Raw genomic sequence first — 23,274 nt, forward strand, 5'->3', positions numbered from 1 at the left:
TTTTTATTTCTGTTTATTATCAATTCCCCATTTCTTATTAGGCGTTGCTCCCATTTGCAGTATTAAAGATCCACCTTTTAACAATTCAGAAGCAGGGAATTTAAACGATTTCAATGCCTTTCCGTTCAGCACCGCGCTTTGAACGTACATATTCCTGCGGGATGCTCCTTTGGCTTCTATTACAAATTTTTTACCCCGGCCAAATCTGTTATCTAAGTCAATTTCTATCTTTTCAAAAAGCGGACTGCCGATTTCATATACCGGGTTCGCATTGCATCCCCCATCAGTTTGGAACAATCCCAACGCGGCCATTACAAACCAGGCGCTCATCTGCCCCTGGTCTTCATCACCCAGATAAGCATTTCCAATACCGTATCCATAATACCGTTCCAAAATAGAACGGCTCCATTTTTGTGTTGACCAGGGCTTTCCCGCCCAATTGAACAGGAATGCAAAATGCGTAGACTGCTGATTTCCCTGCACCACCGGGTAATCCCAGTACTGGTCATTCATTCCATTGTAGCGCCACGGTTCGCTTGCTTCAAATCCCCATTCTAACCTGTCAATAAATTTCTGCTTCCCTATAAGATTCACTAATGCAGGCACATCCTGGGGCACAAAAAAAGTTAGCTGCCACGCATTGCCCTCAACATATTCCTCATTGGCTCCGCTACGAAAAGGATTAAAATCGGGCGCCCATTTTCCATCGCTCAATTTCATGTGACAGTAACCATCTTCGTCTATGGTGTTTTTCCACCAATAACCACGGTCATTAAACTTTGCATACAGCTCCTTTTGTCCTAATGATTTAGCCAACTGCCCTACTGTCCAATCGTCATAAGAATATTCCATTGTATTAGAAAAACGGCCTTTATCGGAAGGAACATATTTATGTTTCATGTATTCCGTTAAATCGCGGTTGCCTGCAAAACCGGTATATATTTTCTTCGCAGGTATTGTTTGCATATTAACTGCCGCCTCTAATAGTTTTGAAGCATTAAAGTTTCGTATACCCATCTGGTAAGCGCCAACCATCATCGGTATTTCATGTTCCCCCACCATTACGGGAATATAATTCATGCCTGCCGGGCCTTTTGCTAATCGCCCATAGGCATCATACATGGCGAGTTGAGAATTTACCCAGCGATTGCTCCACTCGGGTGTTATTAAATTCCACATTTGATTCAGGTTCCAGAATGTATTCCAAAATGCATCACAGCCCAAAGCCACATCATCCGGACTTTTTAATTGCTGTATTTTACCATCTGTTCCTTTCCATTGTCCATTGATATCGCTCCAGGTATTGCGGCTGCAAATTGACCGGTACATTGAATTATAAAAGCGTACTTTTTCCTGCCTGTTCGTTGTTGTAATGTTAACCCGGTTAAAAATATCGTTCCATTCATGGGACTGGTGCTGTCTCACCGCTTCAAAATCCCATCCGAAAGGCATTGTTATTTCTGTTTTTAAATTTAATCCGGCGTTGTTAATACTCACCAATGAAATGCCCGATCGTATTTGTACAACCGGGTTTGCCTTTGCATCAAACTGAAGGAAAAAGCCTGCATTTTTTATATCTTTCGCAAGGAAATGATCTCCATAACTAACACTGTCATTCGTCCACCCACCGATGGATTGAAAAGGTTTATCAAATTCTAAAACAAAATGAACAGTGTAGTCCTGATCGGCATCTGTACTCCAAACATTGGGTGAAAACTGGTGCGCAAAACCTTCGATCCTGTAATCACTGATCTTGCGAACACTGATCTCCTTTAACTGATAATCATATTCAGACGGAATGTGTAAATCCACAAGAATACGTGAACTATCCCTGTTGGCGGGAAAAGTAAACCGCATAAATCCGCAACGTGTAGTAGCGGTAAGTTCCGCTTTGATGTCATAATCTTTAAGCTGTACTTTGTAATATCCAACAGGCGCTTCTTCAGTGCTTTTATCAATAGCCGATCTATAGCCCGAACCAGGCAGCAGTTCATCGCCAATGGTTGTTTTTAATGTGCCATTGGATGCAAAAATACCTAAGCCTCCCATCGTCCATTCATGTATGTGGCTGAAAGTGCCGATGCTTTCATACGATGGCTGATAACCTGCCTGCCATCCTGCATTCTGATTGTCGGGACTTAATTTAACCATACTAAAGGGCATCCACGGTCCCGGTGCAATCATCCATCGCGAGTGCCCGGTTCCTATACGGGTATCCACATAATCGGCCGGTGTTTGCAATTTTTGGGCAGAACGTTCCACTACACCTTCTTCCACTAACTTTCCATCTGCCAGTATCCTGTATTTACTTTGCTGTGCTGTTTCAACCGCGGGCATTGGCGCTTCAAATTCATAATTGCCTTTTTCCAACTGCTCTTTAAATATTGTTTGTCCATCCAGTTCAACGTTTAAACCAGGCAGACCCTGCAGGTGTTCGATATTAACCAAAAGCGGCTGCACTTTTTTACCTTCCTGTAATAATTCATAGTTTGCCGCTTTTACATTTCGCACAAAACATTTACCGGGTTTTTCAATCTTTAACAGGTCGCCTTCCAAACGGATGTCATCAAACATTATCCAGGATCCCTGCAATACTTCTATAGTAATACAGTTGCCTCCTTTTTTTATTACCCCGCTTTCAACCGGAATTTCAATTGTTTTATGTGTTGCATGCTTACCATTACCGGTTATAGAAAGTGTATCTATATAAGGCTCGTTTAATGAGGGAGACTTTTGTGTGCTCGGATCATATCCCGTTGCAGTTAGTTGTTGTTTTACAGATTGATTATTGATGGATATTTTGATGAGCGGAAGAAATTTCTTTGCATAATCTGCGAGCTCAATAATAAGTGTATAGGTTCCCTTCCCGGGTACATCTTCTACGCCAAATAAAATATTAACCTCGTTGGTACGCCAACCGGAAGTTGGCCAGGTGCCGCCCCAGGTATCCGCCGGGCCGGGAAGCACATAAGGAAAGTCTTTTTTTTCACGGGAATACCCAACCAGGAAAAATTTATCTTCAAAACCAAAATCATGCTCAATAAATTTTTTGAACCCATCAGGAGCTAAAGAAAATTCATTTGCCGAATTATCGGCAACACCTATACGCCATAATGTATCCTGTTTTTCCGTTGCTGTTGCATATCCCGTTATTGAAATCGTTAACAGGCATAAAAAAAATAATTTTATCATACTGATCTTTTGAGCTTACTTATTTTTATTTCAAGAAAAGTATCGGCGGTGCATAGGGTTTGATATCAACTCAAGACCACACTTATATAAAAGTCCAATGGCAGGTTTCCCCGCCATTGGCTTCAACTTCATTAACCCGGAAAAATTCGTTCAGTACAGATAAGCTTTAGTAGCCCGGATTTTGTTCTAAAGCGTTATTGCTTTTTTTAATCTCATCATTGGGAATAGGGAAGCGGTAGTAATGGTCTCCTTTCCACGGCTTTCTTACTTCCGCTTCAGGTATTACACCATATGTATAGGTCAATTTACCTAAAAGATCGCCTGCCTGAGCGCCGGTCCAGTCCATCTTAACACTGGTAAGTCCCCTGATAGGAATATCAATGTTACCCGGGGCTGCTTTCCAGCGCATAAGATCAAAGAAACGCTGATCTTCCAACTGTAATTCTATTGCCCTTTCATTCCTGTAATCTCTCACAAGATCTGCGCCCGTACTGGTGATATCCGGCATATTGGTAGATGGCCTTTGCCTTATCTTATTGATGTACTCGCGGGCCAACGGTTCGTTTTCCAATGCAATCTGAATTTCTGCATAGTTTAAATAAAACTCCGTTAACCGCATAAATACAGTTACCTGGTTATAGTTAAAATCAAAGCTTGCACGAGGACCATCGAAATCAAGCAGCCTTCTGAATGTATAACCGGTTTGCACTCTCCAGTGAAATGGCGTTAGCCCTTTTACCCAATAGGTTTTGGAATCCCTGCCAAAATCAAAAAGGGTTTGCCCGTTTTCGGCATCCACCTTATTAGGGTTGGCATAAGGAGGGGCGTTGTCGGGATTAGGATTGGCATCCTCCCAATATTCGTAAACCCTGTGCGTGGTTTTTGATCCATCCTGGATAAATACCGGACCCGCACCGGGATAGAGAATAGAAGTATAATACCGGGGGTCCCTGTTGTCATTGGGTTTTTGCGGATCATAACCCGAAGCCGCGTTTACCGTTATACCATCTGCCTGGTAGGGATATTCGCCATTTTCCATTTGAAACATATTGACAAACCTTTGCGTTGGCATCAAACGTTGTCTTGCATCAAAACCGGAAGGCCAGTAATCGTAGTTATAACCCCAGTCCGGTATCCTGGTGGCGGGAGTAAACGATTTCCCAAAAATGGTCTCGTCATTTTTTAATGGCTTTATAAACAAGTCTGCGGTTGACGAATGCAAAGCATAGCCGGCATCTATTACCGCTTTGGTTGCAACTTCTGCTGCCTGCCATTTTGATTTGTCATTGGTGGGATTATTTAAAGGACTCGCTGCATACAATAATACTCTTGCTTTTAGAGCGAGTGCCGCGTTCTTGCTGATCTTTCCTTCATTTACAGGTACGCCATCCAGCAACGTTATGGCTGCATCGCATTCGCTCAATACGAATGCAACACATTCATCGTAGGTGTTCCGGGGTGTATCAAAGCTTTCTTCATCGAGCTTAAAACTTTTTGTAATGAGTGGAACGCCGCCATAGGTACGCATTAACTCAAAGTACATCCATGCTCTCAAAAAATGCACTTCACCTTTCATAGGATCAAGTTTGGACTGATCAATATCAGAGGTCTCTACCTTTTCAAAAAAAATATTTGCCTTCCTGATATAGCTGTATTCTTCGTTCCAGATGTTGGTAAGATCGGTAATATTATCAGGGGTGATAATACCATCTATATATTCGCGGATACCCGCAGCCCTGTCGTGTGTCTCCGGTTGTGAAACTGCTACATCGGTTAAGGCTTCAAAACCACCTGAGCCGGGACTCCATGGCGGTTTAATACCATTGTAAATATTGTATACGTAATTCTGCAAAAAAGTGGCATCGCCAAAAACAGCATCTTCAGATATGGCATCCAAAGGCTTTTTATCCAGCAGGTCGCGATTACAGGAAATAATCGTGGTAACGCAAATGAGCGACAAGACCGCGATTTTCTTCATTGTTTTATCCATTGATAAATATTTCATACGACTATTATTAAAAAGTAATATTAAGACCAGCACTTACTGTTCTCATTATAGGATATACGCCACCGTTACCGGTTTGCGGTGCTGTTTCCGGATCTCCTGCGCCATATTTTTTAAGGTTATTAAATACCATAAACAGGTTATCACCTGAAACATATAGCCTCAACGCGGAAATTTTGAATCTTGTCATCAGGTTTCCGGGAAGTGTATATCCCAATTGAGCTGTTTTTAAACGCAGCCAGCTTGAACTGTGATAATAAAAATCGCTGTTGGAACCCGCGAACCCGGTTGGAGAAATCATCGGAAGCTCAGCATTTGTATCGTCTAATGAAAAACTATTCAGCGCTACATACCTCAGTCCATTACCGTTGGCGCCCGAATTAAATCCATTGCTCAGGCGCCACTTAGCCCCACTCTGCCCTGCGAATAACAGAGAGAAGTCAAAATCTTTATAATCTAATCCAATGTTAAATCCAAACTGCATTTTTGGAAGAACGGCACCGGCATTTACGGTTGTATTAAACATATACCGGTCATTGCTGGTTATTTCACCATCATTATTGAGGTCGGCAAAGATCAACGCTCCAACTGTAGCACCAGGATAGCTGGGGTATTTATCTAAATCTGCCTCCGTTCTGTAAATACCGGTTGCCTTATATACCAGGGCGGAACCGAGCGGTTGACCTTCCAGTTTCTGGTACGGTTCCGATTGCGGTGTTTCGTCAAAATATATAATTTTATTTTCGGTATAGGCAAGGTTTGCATTTAACATTATATTTACCTGTCCTACATTCTGTCTGTATCCTGCCTGAACTTCAAATCCTTTATTATCCATTCTTCCAATATTCTCATCCGGTAATATCAGTCCGGTATACCCGGGAATGGATGCTTGTCTCCTTCCGAGGATATTGGTCGTTTTGGTTTTATATAAGTCCAGTTCAAATGTTAACCTGTTTTGCAAAAAACCTAATTCCAAACCCAGATCAGTTGTTTCGCTTACTTCCCAGGTAATATTAGGGTTGGGCGTTGATGTAGCTGCAATGCCGCGGGCATCTGCTCCATTAACAACCCATCCTGCTGAATAGCCAAATGCTCCAATATATTGGAAAGGATTTACCCTGTCGTTGCCCAGTTGCCCCCATGAAGCCCTTATTTTAAAGTTACTGAACAGGTTTTGCGGCATAAAGGATTCTTTGCTGACTACCCATGCAGCAGAAGCCTGTGGAAAAAAGCCATACCGGGTATCTTTGGGGAAAATAGGTGAGCCATCATAACGGGCACTGAACCCAAGCAGATATTTACTTCTGAATTCGTAGCTGGCGCGCCCAAAATAATTTCGCCGCGCATTTTCTGCGGCTCTTCCGTCAGTATTCCAGTTGTTGCGGTTAGTGCTGCCGGCGAATAGTTGATCAAGCAATGGAGAATCATAACCCAGGCGTTGTGCCCAGAAGTTATTGGTTTTGTAATCCATTTGTTCATAAGCAACAAAAATTCCAATCTTATGGTCACTGCTAATCGTTGCATTATAAGAAAGCTTGATATTATTGGTAATTCTCTGGCTTTGATAAAAATCTTCTCTTAAGCCTATATCCTCAACTGTCCTTGACTCCTTCTGTACAATTGAATCAGTATTAGGAACTCTTTCATAATATGGCCAGGTATAATTAAACACCTTATCGTAATTAAAGGTTTTAACTATATTCGAAAATCCATCCAATGTCAGTCCGTTCACATATGGGATATTCCATTTAAAACGAATCGTACCACTCAAAATATCTGCTTTATACTTTCTGTAGCCAGGGCTGAGTAATCTTGCTACGGGATTCAGGTGCGACCATCCCTCGCCGGGATAACGATAATCCCCTCCGATATACGCTTCCTGCAAAGGACTGGTGGATGCAAAAGCACCCACATCTCCACCTGGGCCGCTTTGCGGAAGTTCCGTATTTTTTTCGCGGCCCGACAGATCAAAGCCAACTTCAAAATTATCCGTCACGGAAACATCTATATTGCTTCTTACATTGTATTGTTTAACTTGCGTTTTACCATCTCCCCTCATAATACCCCCCTGGTATGCCGTACCGAGAGATACAAAATATCTTATTTTATCGGTACCTCCACGCATGGTTATGGATTGCCTGTTTTGCGGAGCAGGTGCGTCAACCAGTGCATCATACCAGTTTTCCGCCCTTCTTGTGCCATTTTTAAATGCGTCAATCACTTCCTGTGGAAAATCCGGCGTAGTGCCTTCCAGTTCTCTTCTTTTGTTTAATACATCTATATATTCAAACACATCTCCTGATTTTACTTTCGCCGCAGGTGATTGCCATCCAAATGAGGTACTAAAATCAAAGGCAGCTTTTCCCGACTTCCCACGTTTTGTAGTAACTAATATAACACCGCCGGCAGATTGTGCGCCATAGATAGCCGCTGATGCATCTTTCAAAACAGAGATAGATTCGATGTCGTTAGGATCTAAACGGTTCAAACCATCCGGGTCGGCATTGGCCACCCCATCTATTACTATCAGGGCGGAAGTATTTCTATACGTTTTAGCACCGCGTACAAGAATCTGCGCATCATCAAAACCCGGAGCGGAGCTTTGCTGGGATACAAATAAACCGGGCAGCCTACCGGCTAAAGAATTGGAAACAGAAAGATTGGTTGATTTTTTTATTTCAGCACCTGTTGTTTGTACAACGGCATTGGTGAGTTCAGATTTTCTTTGCGTACCATACCCCACTACAACAACATCATCCAAACTTTGTGAAACGGATGCCAGCTCCACATTTATGTTTGTTTGTGCACCTACCTTTATCTCTTTGGCCGTATATCCTACAAAAGAAACAACCAGTATACTGCTTCTGTTCCTGATGCTTAACCTGTAATTTCCATTCGCATCTGAAATGATGCCATTGCTGGTGCCTTTTTCCAGCACATTGGCCCCGGCTATAGGATCGCCATTCTCGTCTGTTATTTTTCCCGAAATAACAATATCCTGAAAATTGTAAGCGCTATGCCCGGCAGGAAGGAGGACTTCTCTGGTATTGATTATTGGCGGGTTGCTATCATTTGCCAATAATACCGGACATGAAAAGAACGAAAGAATAAACCCGCAAAGAGCACACCTGGTTCCGGACCAAATGCGTGGCAGCAGTTTTGATTTCATAACAAGCAATTAATTTTTAATAAAAGTTAAACCTGGATCTGTTTTTTGGGGTTACAGGGGTTCGCAACTAACCAGTCATTTTAAAGATTCACCTGGCTTACTAAGGGCTGTTTATTTTTTTTCCCATATGCTGGTACCTGCTGATTTTGTTTCAATTGATACTATAATAAATGGCTGTTTACAGAGGCTTCCTTTTAAAAGAGGGTTTTCGTTCAGTCAGCAAAATTCTACGGGTATTCATTCTATAGCCAGTGCAGGTAGCGATGTAAGTAGCATATCAACAAAGCGCCAAACTCAAAAATCAATATGTATATACATTTGTACTTAATTCAAATATAATAGAAAAAAATACAATTCACATTTTTTTTTGTTTATTTTTAAAATCCGGTGTGAGATGGTATTGGTTTTCTTCCTAAAACAGTTTTATGAGCCATTTAGTAAGACATTGACTTCTAACATTTTATACCCCATATATGATTTTTCGGCTCCATCAGCCATAAAAAAATATTTATACCCCAAATCAAACCAGCTCAAATTAATTCCACAACTTCAATTGCCAAATGATTCAATGTATGAAATCCATTTTTTACTGCACGCTGTTTTTTCTTTTCTTTTCTTCCTGCAGGCAAAATACTGAACTGTTTCAACTGATCTCCCCTGAACATTCTGCCATTCGCTTTAATAATAAGATAACAGAGAATGATTCTATTAATCCTATTGACATAACCAACTTGTATAACGGTGGAGGCATTGGTGCGGGTGATTTTAACAATGATGGCTTACAGGATATTTACTTTACGGGAAGCAGGGTACCCAATAAATTGTATTTGAACAGGGGAAAGCTAAAATTTGAGGACATTACAAATAGTGCGGGGGTAGATGGCAATGGTAAATGGTGCAGGGGAATAGCTGTTGTGGATATCAATAATGACGGTTGGATGGATATGTATGTTTGCGCATCCATGGATAAAAACCCAGAAAGGAGAAAAAACCTGCTTTACATTAACAAGGGTCTGGATAAAAAAGGATTGCCTTTTTTTAAGGAACAGGCTGCCGCTTATGGATTAGATGATACTACGCATTCAACCATGGCAAGTTTTTTTGATTACGATAACGATGGCGACCTGGATATGTACCTGGCGGTGAACGAGATCCTCCCAAACATAAACCCCTCCGTTTTTAAACCCAAAATTACAGACGGATCTTTTCCCAGTACAGGAAGGCTTTACAGGAATACTATGGATACCCTGGCAGGCCATCCCGTATTTACCAATGTTACCAAACAGGCAGGACTTACTTTAGAAGGATATGCACATGGGGTAACGATTGCAGATATCAATAAAGATGGCTGGAAAGATATTTTTGTGACCAATGATTTTATTTCAAACGATCTGTTGTATGTAAATAATCATGACGGAACTTTTACAGATAAAGCTGCATCTTATCTTAAACATACTTCTGCAAACGGAATGGGACAGGATATTATAGACATCAATAACGATGGGCTGTCTGATATAATAGAATTAGACATGAGCCCGGAAGACAATTACCGTAAAAAAATGATGCTCAATTCAGGGAGTTATCAAATATTTCAACTGAACGACTTCTTTAAATACCAATACCAGTATGTAAGAAATACACTACAGGTTAACCTGGGACCAAGTGTACAATCAAATGATTCAATTGGCGACCCGGTTTTTAGTGATGTCGGTTTCTTTTCAGGCATTTCGGAAACAGACTGGAGCTGGGCTCCGTTAGTTGTCGATTTTAACAATGACGGACTTCGGGATTTGGTAGTTACCAATGGTTTTCCAAAAGATATAACGGATCACGACTTTATCGTTTACCGGCAGGAACCTACACCTATTGCTTCCAAATCCAGCATCCTGGCGCAGATCCCGGAAGTAAAAATTCACAATTACGCTTTTCAGAATAAAGGCAATTGCAGCTTTAGCGATGTGTCGGGCGATTGGGGCTTAAACAAAGTTTCCTTTTCAAACGGCGCGGTATATGCGGACCTGGATAATGACGGCGACCTGGATATGGTTATCAATAATATCAACGATGAGGCTTTTGTTTACGAGAATACATTGATGGATTCAAAGGAAAATAAGAAGCATTATTTATCCGTGCAATTAGCAGGTGATAGTTTAAACGTAAATGGAATAGGTGCGTGGATCGAAATTTATTATGGTAATAACCAGCAGGCGTATGAGCAAACGCCTTACCGGGGCTACCTCTCTTCTATCCAGTTAAATCCTCATTTTGGACTTGACACAGTAGCCCTGATAGACTCCCTGATCATTAAATGGCCCGACGGAAGCAAAGAGCTGATAAAAAATGTAGCCGCTGACCAAACATTAAAATTGAATAAAAAGAATGCCAAAGACCGTTATGACTGGCGAATCCCTGCTATAGCAGAACACACGCTATTTAAAGATGTTACAGCATCACTGGGCATTCAATATAAACATTCGCAAATGGATTATATTGATTTTAATATTCAAAAATTATTGCCCCACAAATTTTCTGAATATGGGCCATCCCTGGCTGCCGGAGATGTGAATGGCGATGGGTTGGATGATATAATTGCCGGAGGGAATTCTTTATTTGCAACAACGCTGTTATTGCAACAGCATAACGGTTCATTTTTACAAAAAGCGATAACACAGCCAACCGAATTAAGGGATGTGCATTACCAGGATATGGGAACCATCCTGTTTGATGCAGACGGAGATGGTGACTTGGATCTTTACCTGGCGCGGGGTGGATATGAAAGCAAACCTAATACGGCGGCTTACCGGGACCAGTTTTTCATCAATGACGGAAAAGGCAATTTTACAACCGATTCCCTGGCGCTGCCAAAAAATTTTGTAAGCAAATCGTGTGTAAGAGTTGCAGATTATGATAAGGATGGAGACCTTGATCTTTTTATTGCCGGCAGGATAGAACCCTGGAATTATCCCAAAGCAGTATCCAGTTCTATTTACAGGAACGATTCAAAAAACGGGCGTATACAATTTTCTGATGTAACCGGCGATATTGCGGGTGAATTAAAAAACATCGGGCTGGTGTGCGATGCCCTGTTTACAGATTTTGATAATGATGGCTGGCCGGACCTGGTGCTGGCCGGAGAATGGATGCCGCTTACCTTTTTTAAAAATGATAAGGGTAATTTTAAATATGTAACTGCAAAAACAGGTTTGTCCAATGAAGTTGGATGGTGGAACAGCATTGCGGCAGGCGATTTTGACAATGATGGAGATATTGATTATATAGCCGGCAACCTGGGTCAGAATTCTTTTTATAAGGCAAGCGCCCAATACCCGGTATCTGTGTATGCCAAAGACTTTGATAAAAACAATAGCTACGATGCCTTCATGTCGTTATATCTTCCCGCCAGCCAGGACTCTCTTGCAAAAAAAGAATTTCCGGCGCACTTAAGAGATGATGCTATAAAGCAGATGACAGCCATAAAGGCGAAGTTCCAGAATTTCAAATCGTATGCCGGGGCTACGATGGACCAGTTGCTTACTAAAGACCAGTTAAAAGATGCATTAATATTAAGGGCCAATAACTTCAGTTCGAGCTATTGCAGAAATGATGGTGATGGTAAATTCACTTTAGTACCCCTGCCTTTTGTGGCTCAAATGTCTGCTTTGAACGGTATGATAACAGATGATTTTGACGGAGATGGCAACCTTGATGTAGCTATGAATACCAATGACTATGGATCGGAAGTAACAACAGGACGTTACGATGCACTGAATGGTTTGATACTGAAAGGAGACGGCAAAGGAAACTTCATCCCTCAATCCATTCTTGAAAGCGGCATTTTTATTCCGGGTAATGGCAAGGCATTAATAAAATTGAGAAGTGCAAATGGCAAATACCTGCTGGCTGCGGCACAAAACCGTGCCCCGCTGAAAGTGTACACGCTTAAAAAAGATATTATTAATATTCCTTTGCAACCGCATGAGGTAAGTATTGAAATAGTTTACAGAAATGGGAAAAAGCAAAGGCAGGAATGTTATTATGGTTTTTCCTTTCTGTCGCAATCAGCAAGATTTTTGAGTATTGATAAGCATATTGCCTCCGTAATTATTTCGGATAGCAAAGGCAGAACAAGGAAGCTGGATTTTTAATCCAATAAGAATTTCCCCACTTTTAATCAAAATGTTGCAGTTCCTATTTCGTAAGTTGTTGATTTCTTGTGATCGTCTTCGTACGTATTTTTAGTTTTTGAACAGGTTCTAATTATTGTTATCTCCTGCTCTCAATGGTATAAACGAAGCTGTCGGCCCTGTAAAAACCCAGGTTATATTCAATAGGACGTTCCCCCTGGTCAAAAACAAACCTTTTTCTGCACAGTACAGGAGTACCCGGAGTAAGATTCAATTTACCTGCGATGAATTTATCGGCCGCTTTTGCAGTAATTTCTTCTTTAGAAAGGCTGGCTACCACCAGGTGATCTTTTTCTAATATTTCATACAGCGGTCTTTGAAAATCTTCCTTTCCTGTAAGCCCAACACGCGGATGAAAATAGGAGACAAAATACACAAAAGGGCCCTCGGGGCGTCCCCTTAACCTTTCCATTTTCAAAACCTTTTTATTTGCCCTGATCTCGAAAAAATTAGCTACCGTTTCTTCCGGTCTAACCCAGCTCAGTTTGAGTTCAAAATTTTTAATGGGTATCTTCCGGGCTGCCATTTCCTGGGAAAAACTTAGCCAATTAACCGATTTTGAGCTTACTATACTGTTGCTAACCTTCGTTCCAACACCTTTTTTCCTTATAAGCAGCCCTTCATATACGAGCTTATTTATGGCCAGGCGTAAAGTGGTTCGGGATATAGCCAACTGTTTGGCAAGCTCAACTTCATTGGGCAGTAACTTTCCTTTTGCGTATTGCGGGTTACGTATGATCTTTCTCAAAAGCTCCTCCGCCTGTATGTGTAGTGGTATGTGGTTTTTGTGATCAATTGAAAAATTCATGTCTGAAATGTTGGTGCAATATTACATTTTTTATAGAATAATATATTAAATACAAATTGGATGCATTGAAGGGAACGATTTTTGAAAGTTAATTTTTATGACACTGCATGAAATAAATCAACAGCTAAAAAATGCTGATGCAACCGAAGTCCGGAATCTCGCCATTGAATTTGACAGAACCCTGCAGGAACTTTGCTATGTTCATGATGACTACAAACGCTTCAATGAGCAGTACCGCTCCGATATCAATGATCTAAAATCGAGCAAAGCGCCGGAGAACGGCAATGAACTGTACTGGTATATAGAAGCCGTTATTGAAATTGGGGGAAAGTTAAAAAATGGCAATGGTTAAATACATTATGAATACCAACGGCGGGATCCTGCTTTTTTGCAAAGCAAAAAAAATCCCGGCAATGCTTGCCGGGATTGGGTTCACTGCGTGACCCCGCAGAGACTCGAACTCTGGACCCGCTGATTAAGAGTCAGCTGCTCTACCAACTGAGCTACGGAGTCTGATGGGCGCAAAAATATCAAAATACTTTTATAAGTATAAAAATTATTATGCCCGCCGGGAAGTACCAATTTATATTTATGCGGCGCCACTTCCTTTACCGGAATAACCCTGAGGAAATTTTCTGAGAAAATATATTGCTTCTTAACCGGTTCAACATACATGAGGCAAGCCGTGCTGAAACTGATGCGGGAACTGAATGTACGGGAACTTTCATTTTCATAAGCTTTTCCATTCTTTACTTAAATTGCATGCTGATATGGCCCAACCAACTGATACGGTAAAACTAGTTGAATGCCCGCGCGATGCCATGCAGGGCTGGAAGCATTTTATTTCAACCCAACAAAAAATAGATTATATCAATGCATTATTGAAAGTAGGGTTTGACACGATAGATTTCGGAAGCTTTGTATCGCCCAAAGCCATACCACAAATGGCAGATACACATGAGGTGATAAAGCAACTGGATATTTCCGGCACAAACACAAAATTACTGGCCATAGTAGCCAATGAACGCGGGGCAGAAGAAGCGGTGCAATACGATGAAATTAGCTGCCTTGGTTTTCCCTTTTCTGTTTCCGAAACATTTCAACTGCGCAATACCAACAGCACCATTGCCGAATCACTTACAAGGGTAGAAGCGATACAGCAACTTTGCATTAAACACAAAAAGCAACTGGTAATATACCTTTCCATGGGGTTTGGAAATCCTTATGGCGACCCGTACAACGAAAACATTGTATTTAACTGGGCCAATACCATACAACAATTAGACATCAATATTATTTCCCTTGCAGATACTGTTGGACTGGCAACTCCCGAACAGGTAAATCATATTACGGGGCATTTGGTTAGAACACTACCGGCTATTGAAATTGGCGTGCACCTGCATTCTACGCCTGTTCACCGCGCACATAAAATTGATGCGGCATTTAAGGCGGGATGCCGCCGCTTTGATGGAGCATTGATGGGCGTTGGCGGTTGCCCGATGGCTAATGATGACCTGGTAGGTAATATGGATACGGAACAAATGATCGCGTATTTCTCAAAATTGAAATTATGCAACCAAATCAATACAGAAGCCCTGCAGCAAAGCATTATTATGGCCCAGACAATTTTTGTTTAGCATGACGAACTTCAGATTAACATTGAACATACCGCCCTTTACACAAAAAATTAATCACAGGCACAAGCTGTTTTTATCGGGCTCCTGCTTTACAGAACATATTACCAAACAACTCAGCAATAATAAGTTTACCACAATTGAAAATCCAAATGGTATTCTTTTCAATCCGGCCAGCATTGCAGCATCTGTAGTATCTTATATAGAGCAAAAACTGTATAGCGAGGATGACTTGTTTTATTACAATGAGCTTTGGAACAGTTGGGATCATCACAGCCGTTTTTCAGACCCCGATCAGCTAACTGCGTTAAAGCAAATCAATGCTTCACAGCAGGCCGCACACGCGTTTTTAAAACAGGCCGACTGGCTGATACTTACTTTAGGATCAGCATTTGTATATGAATGGATAGAAAAGCCATCACCATTATACCCGGTAAAAAACAGGGATAATGATATTGTAGCCAATTGCCATAAAGTACCCACAAACAGGTTCAGGAAAAGGCTGCTGACCACCGAAGAGATATTCACGGTATTGGATAACCTCCGGTACAGGCTAATGCTGTTTAATCCCAGCATTAAAGTTATATATACCATAAGCCCGGTACGCCATGCCAGGGATGGTTTGGTTGAGAATAATAAAAGCAAAGCCATATTGATACAGGCTGTTCATCATATGGTTGAAAAATTTGAAAATCATTTTTATTTCCCGGCTTATGAACTGGTAATTGATGACCTGCGGGATTATCGTTTTTACGCGGAAGACATGGTGCATCCCAATTACCTGGCCACGGCCTATGTATGGGAGAAATTTACCGCTGCATGTATTGATCCATCCTGTTATGCATTAATGAAGGAAATGGAAAAGATCAATATCGCCGTAAAACATCGTCCTTTCAATCCTGCATCTGCGGCACACCGGCAATTTTTAAGCAGTTATTTTACCAAAGTTCAGGCATTGCAGGATCAATACCCTAATTTAAATTTTACAGAGGAGCTGAAGCACTTTAGCTGCAATTAAACTTCTTTTCTCAATATTTCTAATGGCGGCATATTCACTACTCCCCTGCTGTTAAACAGTCCTATGGCAACTGTAAGTAAGGATACGGAGAGGAATAATATAAGTATGGGCATGAACGAGGGACTAAAAGCAGCGTCAAAACTATACCTGGCCAAAGCCCAGCTACCCGCAAGCGAAAGCAATATGCCGGTGCCGGCAGCAAGCGCACCCAGGAAAAAATATTCCAGGCCGGCGATAATAAACAATTGTTTCCTGCTGGCGCCCAGCGTGCGCAATAATACGGTTTCCTGTATGCGCTGAAACTTACTTACATATACGGAAGCAATGAGCACGATCAATCCTGTAATGATACTGAAAGCAGCCATGAACCGGATTACAAAACCAATTTTATCCAGTACCTCATCCAATACTTTTAATATAAGGCCCAGGTCAATAATAGAAACATTGGGAAACCCGCGTACAACTGCCTGCTGAAAAGCCGCAGAGGCTTCGTTCGAAGACACCCGGGTAACGAGCACATGAAACTGTGGCGCTGTTTCCAGTACACCAACAGGAAAAATAACACGGAAATTGGTTTGCACGCGCCTCCAGTCTACATCCCTGAAGCTGCCCACTATCGTTGGTATTAATGCTCCCTGCACATTGAACAAAATACTATCCCCAATGGATACCCTAAGTCTTTGCGCATATCTTTCTTCCAGCGATATGTAAATATTATCGCCCGGTGCGTATTTTTTAGTTCCCAGTTTGCCGGCGGTTATTTTTTCGGTGTTGGTCAATGAATCGCGGTAAGTAACACGCAACTCTCCTTCAAATGCCCCTGGCCGGATACCGGATGCGGAATCGCTTTTCGCTTCTGCTGCATTCATTCCGTTTATTTCTTCTATGCGCATGGTAACAATAGGCACATCCTGGTATACGGGCAGATGATATTGTTTTACAAGCTTTGCTACAGCATCTTTCTGGCTGGTTTGAATATCAAACAACACCATATTAGGCTGGTTATTACTGGCCGACATGGATACACGGCTCATGAGTATGTCCTGTATAAAATAAAGCGTGCCGATAAAAAGTGTACCTAAACCTATCGTAACTACCAATAGTATCGTTTGATTATTGGGACGATACAAATTAGCAAACCCCTGCCGCCATAAATAATTCAGGCCCGATGGGAAAAACCGGCGTACAGCACCGCGCAACACCACAGCTACGGCCGTGAGCAGCAAAAAAGCTGCGAGTATACCTGCTGTAAAAACAAGCGCCTGCGGCCAGCTTTGCATCTGCAATCGTGCAAATAAGGCGATAAAAAAAAGGATAACAGCAAACAACAGGATCTGCCAGGGGTTACGCCATGCCGGCACCTGCTCAACAGATACCCGTAAAGTATATAGCGGAGAAATGCTGCGAATGGAAAGCAAAGGCAGCAATCCAAACAAAAACGATATGACAATCCCCAACCCTACTCCTTTGGCAATGGATGGCCATGAAACAGAAGTACTGATATCCAAAGGTAAAATATCTTTCAATACAAAAGGTAAGGCCTGCTGCGCCGCTGTTCCTAAAAATGCTCCTGTTACTGCGCCTATCAGTCCAAGCACGGTTATTTGTATAAGATAGATCAGAAAGGTTTGTTTTGTACTGGCGCCCAGGCAACGCAGTATGGCAATAGCCGGTATTTTTTCGCGGACGTAAATATTAATGGAACTGGCTACCCCGATACAACCTAATAATAAAGCTATAAAACCAATAAGTGTAAGAAATTGTGAAACATCCTCGAATTGCCTGCCGGTATCTCTTTTACGGGATTCAGCCGTTTCATAATCCAGTCCCTTGTTTTCAAGTGTGGAATCCACAGCAGCAAGTTGCTTATCCATTTCTGCCTGGGCATCGTACCGGAAATAAAAGCTATACGTAAACCTGCTTCCTTTTTGCAGCAGCCCGGTTTGTTGCAGGTATTGAAAAGGGATATATACCGGCGGAGCAATAGTGGTTGAAAGCCCGGAGCGGCCGGGTGCCTGTGTAAGCATGCCGGCTATAACAAAACTAAGCTCGCCTACGCGAATGGAATCACCCACTTTTGCATCAAACTGCAGCATCAGTGTTTTGTCTACCAATGCCTGTTTCCCTTTGCGAAAATCAATACCTGCTGCCGCCGGAACTGTTTCAAAACGGCCATAATAAGGGTAATCTCCTTCAAGCGCCAATACCTGCACTAATCTTGTTCCATTATTTTTTGTAAAATAAACCATGGAGGCAAACCTGCATTCCTGCGAACGCTGGTCGCCCAGGGTATCCAGCATGTTTTGTATGGTGGAGTCAGGCGCCTTATTGCTTTCAATAACCAAATCGGAACCCAATAATTCTTTTGCCTGGTTGTTGATATCGTTGCGTACATGATCGCCCAGTGAAAAAATGGCTACGAGCGCTGCAATACCAAGTACAATAGAAGACATGAACAGCAACAGCCTGGAACGGTTACGGCGGCTGTCGCGCCATGCCATGGTTAAAAGCCAGGGGATATTCAGTTTTTTTTTGGGTAAAAATTGATCTGTGCTCATGTATAATTTTTAAACCGCCAGTGTTGTATTGCTGGTGCGTTCGTCTGCAATAATATGCCCGCCTTTTAAACGAATGATGCGTTGGGTACTCTCTGCCAGTTCGGAATTGTGGGTAACAATGATCAATGTGGTTCCGGCTTCCCTGTTCAGCTCAAAAAGCAAAGGCACGATCTTTCCGCTTGTTTCATCATCTAAATTACCGGTAGGTTCATCGGCAAACAATATTTTAGGATTGGTAGAAAAAGCTCTTGCTATGGAAACCCGTTGTTGCTCCCCTCCTGATAATTGTGCCGGGTAATGATGTAAACGATCTGCCAATCCTACTTTTTCAAGTAGTGTTACAGACCGGGAACGAATATTTTTTTCTCCCTGTAGTTCCAAAGGAACCATTACGTTTTCAAGAGCCGTAAGCGTAGGCATCAGTTGAAAATTCTGGAAAATGAACCCTATATAACGATTACGGATAAATGCTCTTTCATCTTCACTCCTGTCATCAAGCTTTAACTTATTCAGTTCAATTGTACCGGTACTGGCCCTGTCGAGCCCGGCACATAAGCCCAGCAACGTGGTTTTCCCGCTGCCCGAAGGTCCCACAATAGCTACAATAGAGCCCGCTTCCACTGTAAAATTAATGTCATGAAGCACGGTAAGCCTTTTAGTACCGCTTTGATAGGTTTTACTTACGTCATGTAAACTGAGTATAGTATCCATTTGTGATTTTATTTTGAAAGAAGCAGCATTCAAATTACTATGTTTGGGTAAGCGCTCTTTAAATTAATGTATTTTTAAAATATACTTAACAGCTTTATAGAATAAATTAGTGATGTTATGCTGAAAATAAAACCGTATGGAATATTACTGCTGATATTATGTGCAGCCTGCAGCAACCCAAATTCAACACCGGCAGGCACTGCAAAAGACAGTATTCAAAAAGAAACGCCACCGCCTTCATCTTCAATAAAAAATATCATTTTTTTTGGAAATAGTCTCACTGCAGGTTATGGACTTGACCTTTCTGAGGCTTATCCCGCATTGATTCAGGCTAAAATTGATTCATTAAACCTCCCTTACAAAGTTATTAATGCAGGACTAAGCGGTGAAACCACAGCCGGTGGCAGCAGCAGGATTGACTGGATATTGAAGCAACCTGTACATGTTTTTGTACTTGAATTAGGCGGGAACGATGGTTTGCGTGGAATACCGCTTGAAGAAACCGCCAAAAACCTGCAACAGATATTAGATAAAGTAAAAGAAAAATACCCCGATGTAAAGCTAATGCTCACAGGTATGCGGGTTCCGCCTAATATGGGGAAGCCGTACAGTGAAAACTTCCACAAAATCTTCGGAGATCTGGCAAGCAGCAACAAAATTGCCTTTCTGCCCTTTTTGCTGGAAGGCGTAGGTGGTGAGCCAGGGCTGAACCAGTCCGACGGCATACACCCCACAGCCGAAGGACAAAAGATAGTGGCTGAAAATGTTTGGGCTGTGCTGAAAGAATTGCTGTAAGCAAGAAAGCAATATACAAGGGAACGATATGATCACATCCACTTTTAATATAACATTTACCAAGCTCAGTCATTTCTTATCTTTGCACTGTTACAGCTACAAATAGCACACAGAAACAATGGCAACATTTTCAGAACTTATTAATGGCGACAAACCGGTGTTGGTTGATTTTTATGCCACATGGTGCGGTCCCTGCAAGATGATGACACCGATCCTTGAAACTTTAAAGAAAAGTATCGGCGATGCGGCTACCATCATAAAAATAGATGTAGATAAAAATACACAAACCGCTGCTGCCTACCAGGTGCAGGGTGTACCCACACTTATTTTATTTAAGCAGGGAAAAGTATTGTGGCGTCAATCCGGCGTTGTACAGTCCAATCAGCTTCAACAAATCATTAATCAATATAATGGTAATGCATAGATTATTTATCCTGCCCATCCTTTTTTTCGCAGTCTTTTCATTGAACGTTGCAGCACAGGAAACCGGCGTACAGCTATTACCTGCAAAAGCGTTTGCGCAAAGCTTAGATTCAGTTCTGCAAAAACAAGTTGTTGATGTTCGAACACCTGAAGAATTTCAATCCGGCCATATTGCAACAGCAAAGAATATCAATATTTATGACGCGGATTTTAAAGATCAGCTTAAAAAGCTAAACAAAGAAGAGCCTGTATTCGTTTACTGCAAGGTTGGTGGCAGAAGTGCGAAAGCCGCCAGAACATTGCATGAGCTGGGTTTTGCTACTGTGTTTGATTTGCAGGGTGGCATTATGGCGTGGGAAAGCAATAAGCTTCCTTTAGCAGCAGTTGAGAAAGGCATTAAAAGCGAAGCAAACAGTTTTACACCGTCTGATTTTGATAAATTGCTTACTGATAATAAAATATTACTGGTTGATTTTTATGCGCCCTGGTGCATTCCCTGCCGGCAAATGGAACCATCGCTGAAAAAGCTTTCAAAAGAATACAAAGACAAAGTAATTTTTTCACGCATTGACCTGGATAAAGCCAAACCATTAGCCCGCAAGCTGAATATTGAAAGCATTCCCGTAATAGCGGTTTATAAAAACGGAAAGGAGCTTAAACGCGTTACAGGATTTCAGTCAACTTCGCAGCTCAGGGAATTGATAAAATATTTATTGAAGAGTTAAAGCATTTGTTACCAGCTGCCACCTGCACCGCCACCACCAAAACTACCACCGCCGAAACCACCAAAGCCACCAGAACTGCCGCCACCACTCCAGCCTCCGCCTCCCCGGCTTCCGCCGCCACCCGGGAACCAAAATACAGGAGGGATGCCCGTTTCGCGGTAACCACGCCGGCTCATAAATGAACCTCCGCCCCCGCCCCCGCCAATGCGGGAAATGATAATAACGATTATGAATATAATGAATATGATAAGTGGTAATGGTGCTCCTTTTTTCTTTCCCCTGTCTGCATATCCTTCAGGTGGCTGGTATTCGCCAACAGCAGCTTTCATAATAGCAGTGGTGCCTTCATCAATGCCCCGGTAATAATCATTGCCCCTGAAATTAGGGAGGATCTCATTTTCAACGATCTGCTTACAGGTTATATCGGGCAAAGCGCCTTCCAATCCATAACCGGGCGCAATAAAAACCTTCCTGTCGTCTTTGGCAATTAAAAAAACTACGCCGTTATTAAATTCTTTATTGCCCACACCCCACTTGCGCCCCAATGCAGTAGCATATTCATATGGGTCGTAATCACCAACCGTTTTTACTATAACTACTACAATCTGGTTAGACGTAGTGTCGTCATAATTTTTTAATTTATGCTCAAGATTTTCCTGCTGTAGTTGAGTAAGTGTACCGGTATAATCGTTAACCAATCGTGGCGGATTTGGCGCAGCAGGAATGATTTTATCAACCTGTGCAGAAACACCAAGAGAGAGAAAGAACAATATGACGAATAAATACTTCTTCATTAATTATAAAATTCCATACCCTGAGAAAATATCCCAATCATATGATGAGAGGCTGTATAAACCCCAAAATTTAAAATCCGAAATTCGAAATCAATACATAAAGCCAAAGGAAGTATAATAAACTTCAAAAGCACAGGCTGAGCCAATGTCAAATTTCAAATACCAAATCCCAAATTACTACGCTTATTTGCCAAACACAATCTCATCGGGCAATTCATTTCTATCGGCATCAGAATGATAAGGGAAATGCTCGTGCAGCACCTCCCCTATTTCCTTTAAAATATGTGTAATGCCATCACCATAATGGGTGGCATTAAATTCGCTGAGAATATGCTGTACCGCTTTGTTCCAGAAATCTTTCCCTACTTTTTGATGAATGCCTTCATCGCCATATATAGCCAACTGGTGATCCTTAATGGCTATATATAATATAACCCCGTTGCGTTGCTCTGTTTTTTCCATTTTTAAGCCATAAAAAAGTTCGATGGCCCTGTCAACAGGATCCACAAAACGGCAATGACTTTCTATATATACCCGTATTTCTCCACTGGTAAGCCTTTCAGCCTCCCGGATAGCGGATACGATACGCTGGTTCTCTTCCGGAGAAAAAAAGTGTTTGATTCTGGATGGAAAAAGCCTCATGAATTCGGGTAAAATTTAAAAATTTACTTCCGGTGCAGTCTGAGCACCGGGCTCAGCGGCAAAAAATCCTTTCTCTTTGAACCCAAACATTCCGGCGTACAATGCATTAGGAAATGTTTTTACCACGGTATTGTAATCCTGCACGGCTGTATTAAAATCGTTGCGGGACACCTTGATCCTATTTTCAGTGCCTTCTAATTGCGACTGCAGGTTAAGAAAATTCTGATTGGCTTTTAGTTCGGGATATCGTTCCACCGTTACAAGCAAACGACTCAATGCGCCGCTTAACTCACCTTGTGCCTGCTGAAATTGCGCCAGTTTTTCAGGACTAAGGTCATCTGCGTTAATATTTACTTTGGTGGCATTGGCCCGCGCCTGGATAACCTGAGTGAGGGTTTCCTGCTCAAAGTTGGCCGCACCCTTCACTGTGTTTACAAGATTAGGTATAAGATCAGACCGGCGCTGGTATTCGCTCTGCACATTGCCCCACTTGCCTTTTACGTTTTGATCTAATCCAACCATTTTATTGTATCCTCCGCAACCACAACCACCCAACAACAATATAGCACCTATAACAACAATTAAAATAAGATTTCTCGACTTCATGTGTAGTGTT

General features: G+C 41.9%; 16 protein-coding genes and 1 tRNA gene. 7 read left to right on the forward strand and 10 right to left on the reverse strand.

Features of this window, described 5'->3' with window-relative positions:
• Positions 1-3 precede the first annotated feature (3 nt).
• From FRX45_RS01305 to FRX45_RS01315, 3 genes are all read right to left on the reverse strand, one after another.
• Complete coding sequence (locus FRX45_RS01305; RefSeq protein ID WP_152266581.1) at positions 4-3,192, reverse strand: GH92 family glycosyl hydrolase; 3,189 nt, start codon at positions 3,190-3,192, stop codon at positions 4-6.
• Positions 3,193-3,358: 166 nt separating this feature from the next.
• On the reverse strand, positions 3,359-5,197 hold the full coding sequence (locus tag FRX45_RS01310) for a RagB/SusD family nutrient uptake outer membrane protein (protein ID WP_152266582.1): 1,839 nt from the start codon (positions 5,195-5,197) through the stop codon (positions 3,359-3,361).
• A 10-nt stretch (positions 5,198-5,207) separates the two neighbouring features.
• Positions 5,208-8,366, reverse strand: a complete 3,159-nt coding sequence (locus FRX45_RS01315) for a SusC/RagA family TonB-linked outer membrane protein (RefSeq protein WP_152266583.1) — start codon at positions 8,364-8,366, stop codon at positions 5,208-5,210.
• A gap of 572 nt (positions 8,367-8,938) precedes the next feature.
• Between FRX45_RS01315 and FRX45_RS01320 the strand changes: the two genes are divergently transcribed.
• Complete coding sequence (locus tag FRX45_RS01320; RefSeq protein WP_226804832.1) at positions 8,939-12,511, forward strand: FG-GAP-like repeat-containing protein; 3,573 nt, start codon at positions 8,939-8,941, stop codon at positions 12,509-12,511.
• Positions 12,512-12,629: 118 nt separating this feature from the next.
• On the opposite strand, the gene FRX45_RS01325 is transcribed toward FRX45_RS01320, so the two are convergent.
• Positions 12,630-13,358, reverse strand: coding sequence for a GntR family transcriptional regulator (locus FRX45_RS01325; RefSeq protein WP_152266585.1), 729 nt, complete (start codon positions 13,356-13,358; stop codon positions 12,630-12,632).
• A gap of 97 nt (positions 13,359-13,455) precedes the next feature.
• On the opposite strand from FRX45_RS01325, the gene FRX45_RS01330 reads away from it, so the two are divergent.
• Complete coding sequence (locus FRX45_RS01330; protein ID WP_152266586.1) at positions 13,456-13,710, forward strand: hypothetical protein; 255 nt, start codon at positions 13,456-13,458, stop codon at positions 13,708-13,710.
• An 88-nt stretch (positions 13,711-13,798) separates the two neighbouring features.
• Here the strand turns inward: FRX45_RS01330 and FRX45_RS01335 are convergent.
• Positions 13,799-13,871: transfer RNA gene (locus FRX45_RS01335), tRNA-Lys, on the reverse strand.
• Between the two features lie 257 nt (positions 13,872-14,128).
• Between FRX45_RS01335 and FRX45_RS01340 the strand changes: the two genes are divergently transcribed.
• A complete protein-coding gene (locus tag FRX45_RS01340) occupies positions 14,129-14,995 on the forward strand; it encodes a hydroxymethylglutaryl-CoA lyase (RefSeq protein ID WP_152266587.1) in 867 nt (288 codons plus the stop codon).
• 1 nt (position 14,996) lies between these two features.
• A complete protein-coding gene (locus tag FRX45_RS01345) occupies positions 14,997-16,010 on the forward strand; it encodes a GSCFA domain-containing protein (RefSeq protein WP_152266588.1) in 1,014 nt (337 codons plus the stop codon).
• Here the strand turns inward: FRX45_RS01345 and FRX45_RS01350 are convergent.
• On the reverse strand, positions 16,007-18,568 hold the full coding sequence (locus tag FRX45_RS01350; protein ID WP_152266589.1) for an ABC transporter permease: 2,562 nt from the start codon (positions 18,566-18,568) through the stop codon (positions 16,007-16,009). The genes FRX45_RS01345 and FRX45_RS01350 overlap by 4 nt on opposite strands.
• A 9-nt stretch (positions 18,569-18,577) precedes the next feature.
• On the reverse strand, positions 18,578-19,279 hold the full coding sequence (locus FRX45_RS01355) for an ABC transporter ATP-binding protein (RefSeq protein ID WP_152266590.1): 702 nt from the start codon (positions 19,277-19,279) through the stop codon (positions 18,578-18,580).
• Positions 19,280-19,396: 117 nt separating this feature from the next.
• Between FRX45_RS01355 and FRX45_RS01360 the strand changes: the two genes are divergently transcribed.
• The 3 genes from FRX45_RS01360 (at position 19,397) to FRX45_RS01370 (ending at position 21,222) form a co-directional block, all read left to right on the forward strand.
• Positions 19,397-20,074 (forward strand): arylesterase, encoded by a 678-nt coding sequence (locus FRX45_RS01360; protein ID WP_152266591.1) that lies wholly within the window; start codon positions 19,397-19,399, stop codon positions 20,072-20,074.
• 118 nt (positions 20,075-20,192) lie between these two features.
• Positions 20,193-20,498, forward strand: coding sequence for a thioredoxin (gene trxA, locus FRX45_RS01365; RefSeq protein WP_152266592.1), 306 nt, complete (start codon positions 20,193-20,195; stop codon positions 20,496-20,498).
• Positions 20,491-21,222, forward strand: coding sequence for a thioredoxin domain-containing protein (locus FRX45_RS01370; protein WP_193311544.1), 732 nt, complete (start codon positions 20,491-20,493; stop codon positions 21,220-21,222). The genes trxA and FRX45_RS01370 overlap by 8 nt, the downstream gene beginning before the upstream one ends.
• A gap of 8 nt (positions 21,223-21,230) precedes the next feature.
• Here FRX45_RS01370 and FRX45_RS23675 read toward each other — a convergent pair whose 3' ends face one another.
• The 3 genes from FRX45_RS23675 to FRX45_RS01385 all read right to left on the reverse strand — a co-directional run bounded on the left by FRX45_RS23675 (position 21,231) and on the right by FRX45_RS01385 (position 23,264).
• Positions 21,231-22,016: a TPM domain-containing protein gene (locus FRX45_RS23675; protein WP_152266594.1), complete on the reverse strand. Its 786-nt coding sequence runs from the start codon at positions 22,014-22,016 to the stop codon at positions 21,231-21,233.
• A 183-nt stretch (positions 22,017-22,199) separates the two neighbouring features.
• The gene (locus FRX45_RS01380) at positions 22,200-22,658 is read right to left on the reverse strand and encodes a TPM domain-containing protein (protein ID WP_152266595.1); all 459 of its coding nucleotides are present in this window, start codon (positions 22,656-22,658) and stop codon (positions 22,200-22,202) included.
• 15 nt (positions 22,659-22,673) lie between these two features.
• Positions 22,674-23,264, reverse strand: coding sequence for a LemA family protein (locus tag FRX45_RS01385; protein ID WP_152266596.1), 591 nt, complete (start codon positions 23,262-23,264; stop codon positions 22,674-22,676).
• Positions 23,265-23,274 lie beyond the last annotated feature (10 nt).

This window comes from Agriterribacter humi (assembly GCF_009192765.1).
Taxonomy (GTDB): Bacteria; Bacteroidota; Bacteroidia; order Chitinophagales; family Chitinophagaceae; genus Agriterribacter; species Agriterribacter humi.

Coding starts and splice junctions, on each gene's coding strand:
- FRX45_RS01385 (WP_152266596.1), bottom strand. CDS start 23,264: ATGAAGTCGAGAAATCTTATTTTAATTGTTGTTATAGGTGCTATATTG.
- FRX45_RS01330 (WP_152266586.1), top strand. CDS start 13,456: ATGACACTGCATGAAATAAATCAACAGCTAAAAAATGCTGATGCAACC.
- FRX45_RS01315 (WP_152266583.1), bottom strand. CDS start 8,366: ATGAAATCAAAACTGCTGCCACGCATTTGGTCCGGAACCAGGTGTGCT.
- FRX45_RS01370 (WP_193311544.1), top strand. CDS start 20,491: ATGCATAGATTATTTATCCTGCCCATCCTTTTTTTCGCAGTCTTTTCA.
- FRX45_RS01350 (WP_152266589.1), bottom strand. CDS start 18,568: ATGAGCACAGATCAATTTTTACCCAAAAAAAAACTGAATATCCCCTGG.
- FRX45_RS01345 (WP_152266588.1), top strand. CDS start 14,997: ATGACGAACTTCAGATTAACATTGAACATACCGCCCTTTACACAAAAA.
- FRX45_RS23675 (WP_152266594.1), bottom strand. CDS start 22,016: ATGAAGAAGTATTTATTCGTCATATTGTTCTTTCTCTCTCTTGGTGTT.
- FRX45_RS01340 (WP_152266587.1), top strand. CDS start 14,129: ATGGCCCAACCAACTGATACGGTAAAACTAGTTGAATGCCCGCGCGAT.
- trxA (WP_152266592.1), top strand. CDS start 20,193: ATGGCAACATTTTCAGAACTTATTAATGGCGACAAACCGGTGTTGGTT.
- FRX45_RS01320 (WP_226804832.1), top strand. CDS start 8,939: ATGAAATCCATTTTTTACTGCACGCTGTTTTTTCTTTTCTTTTCTTCC.
- FRX45_RS01310 (WP_152266582.1), bottom strand. CDS start 5,197: ATGAAATATTTATCAATGGATAAAACAATGAAGAAAATCGCGGTCTTG.
- FRX45_RS01360 (WP_152266591.1), top strand. CDS start 19,397: ATGCTGAAAATAAAACCGTATGGAATATTACTGCTGATATTATGTGCA.
- FRX45_RS01305 (WP_152266581.1), bottom strand. CDS start 3,192: ATGATAAAATTATTTTTTTTATGCCTGTTAACGATTTCAATAACGGGA.
- FRX45_RS01325 (WP_152266585.1), bottom strand. CDS start 13,358: ATGAATTTTTCAATTGATCACAAAAACCACATACCACTACACATACAG.
- FRX45_RS01380 (WP_152266595.1), bottom strand. CDS start 22,658: ATGAGGCTTTTTCCATCCAGAATCAAACACTTTTTTTCTCCGGAAGAG.
- FRX45_RS01355 (WP_152266590.1), bottom strand. CDS start 19,279: ATGGATACTATACTCAGTTTACATGACGTAAGTAAAACCTATCAAAGC.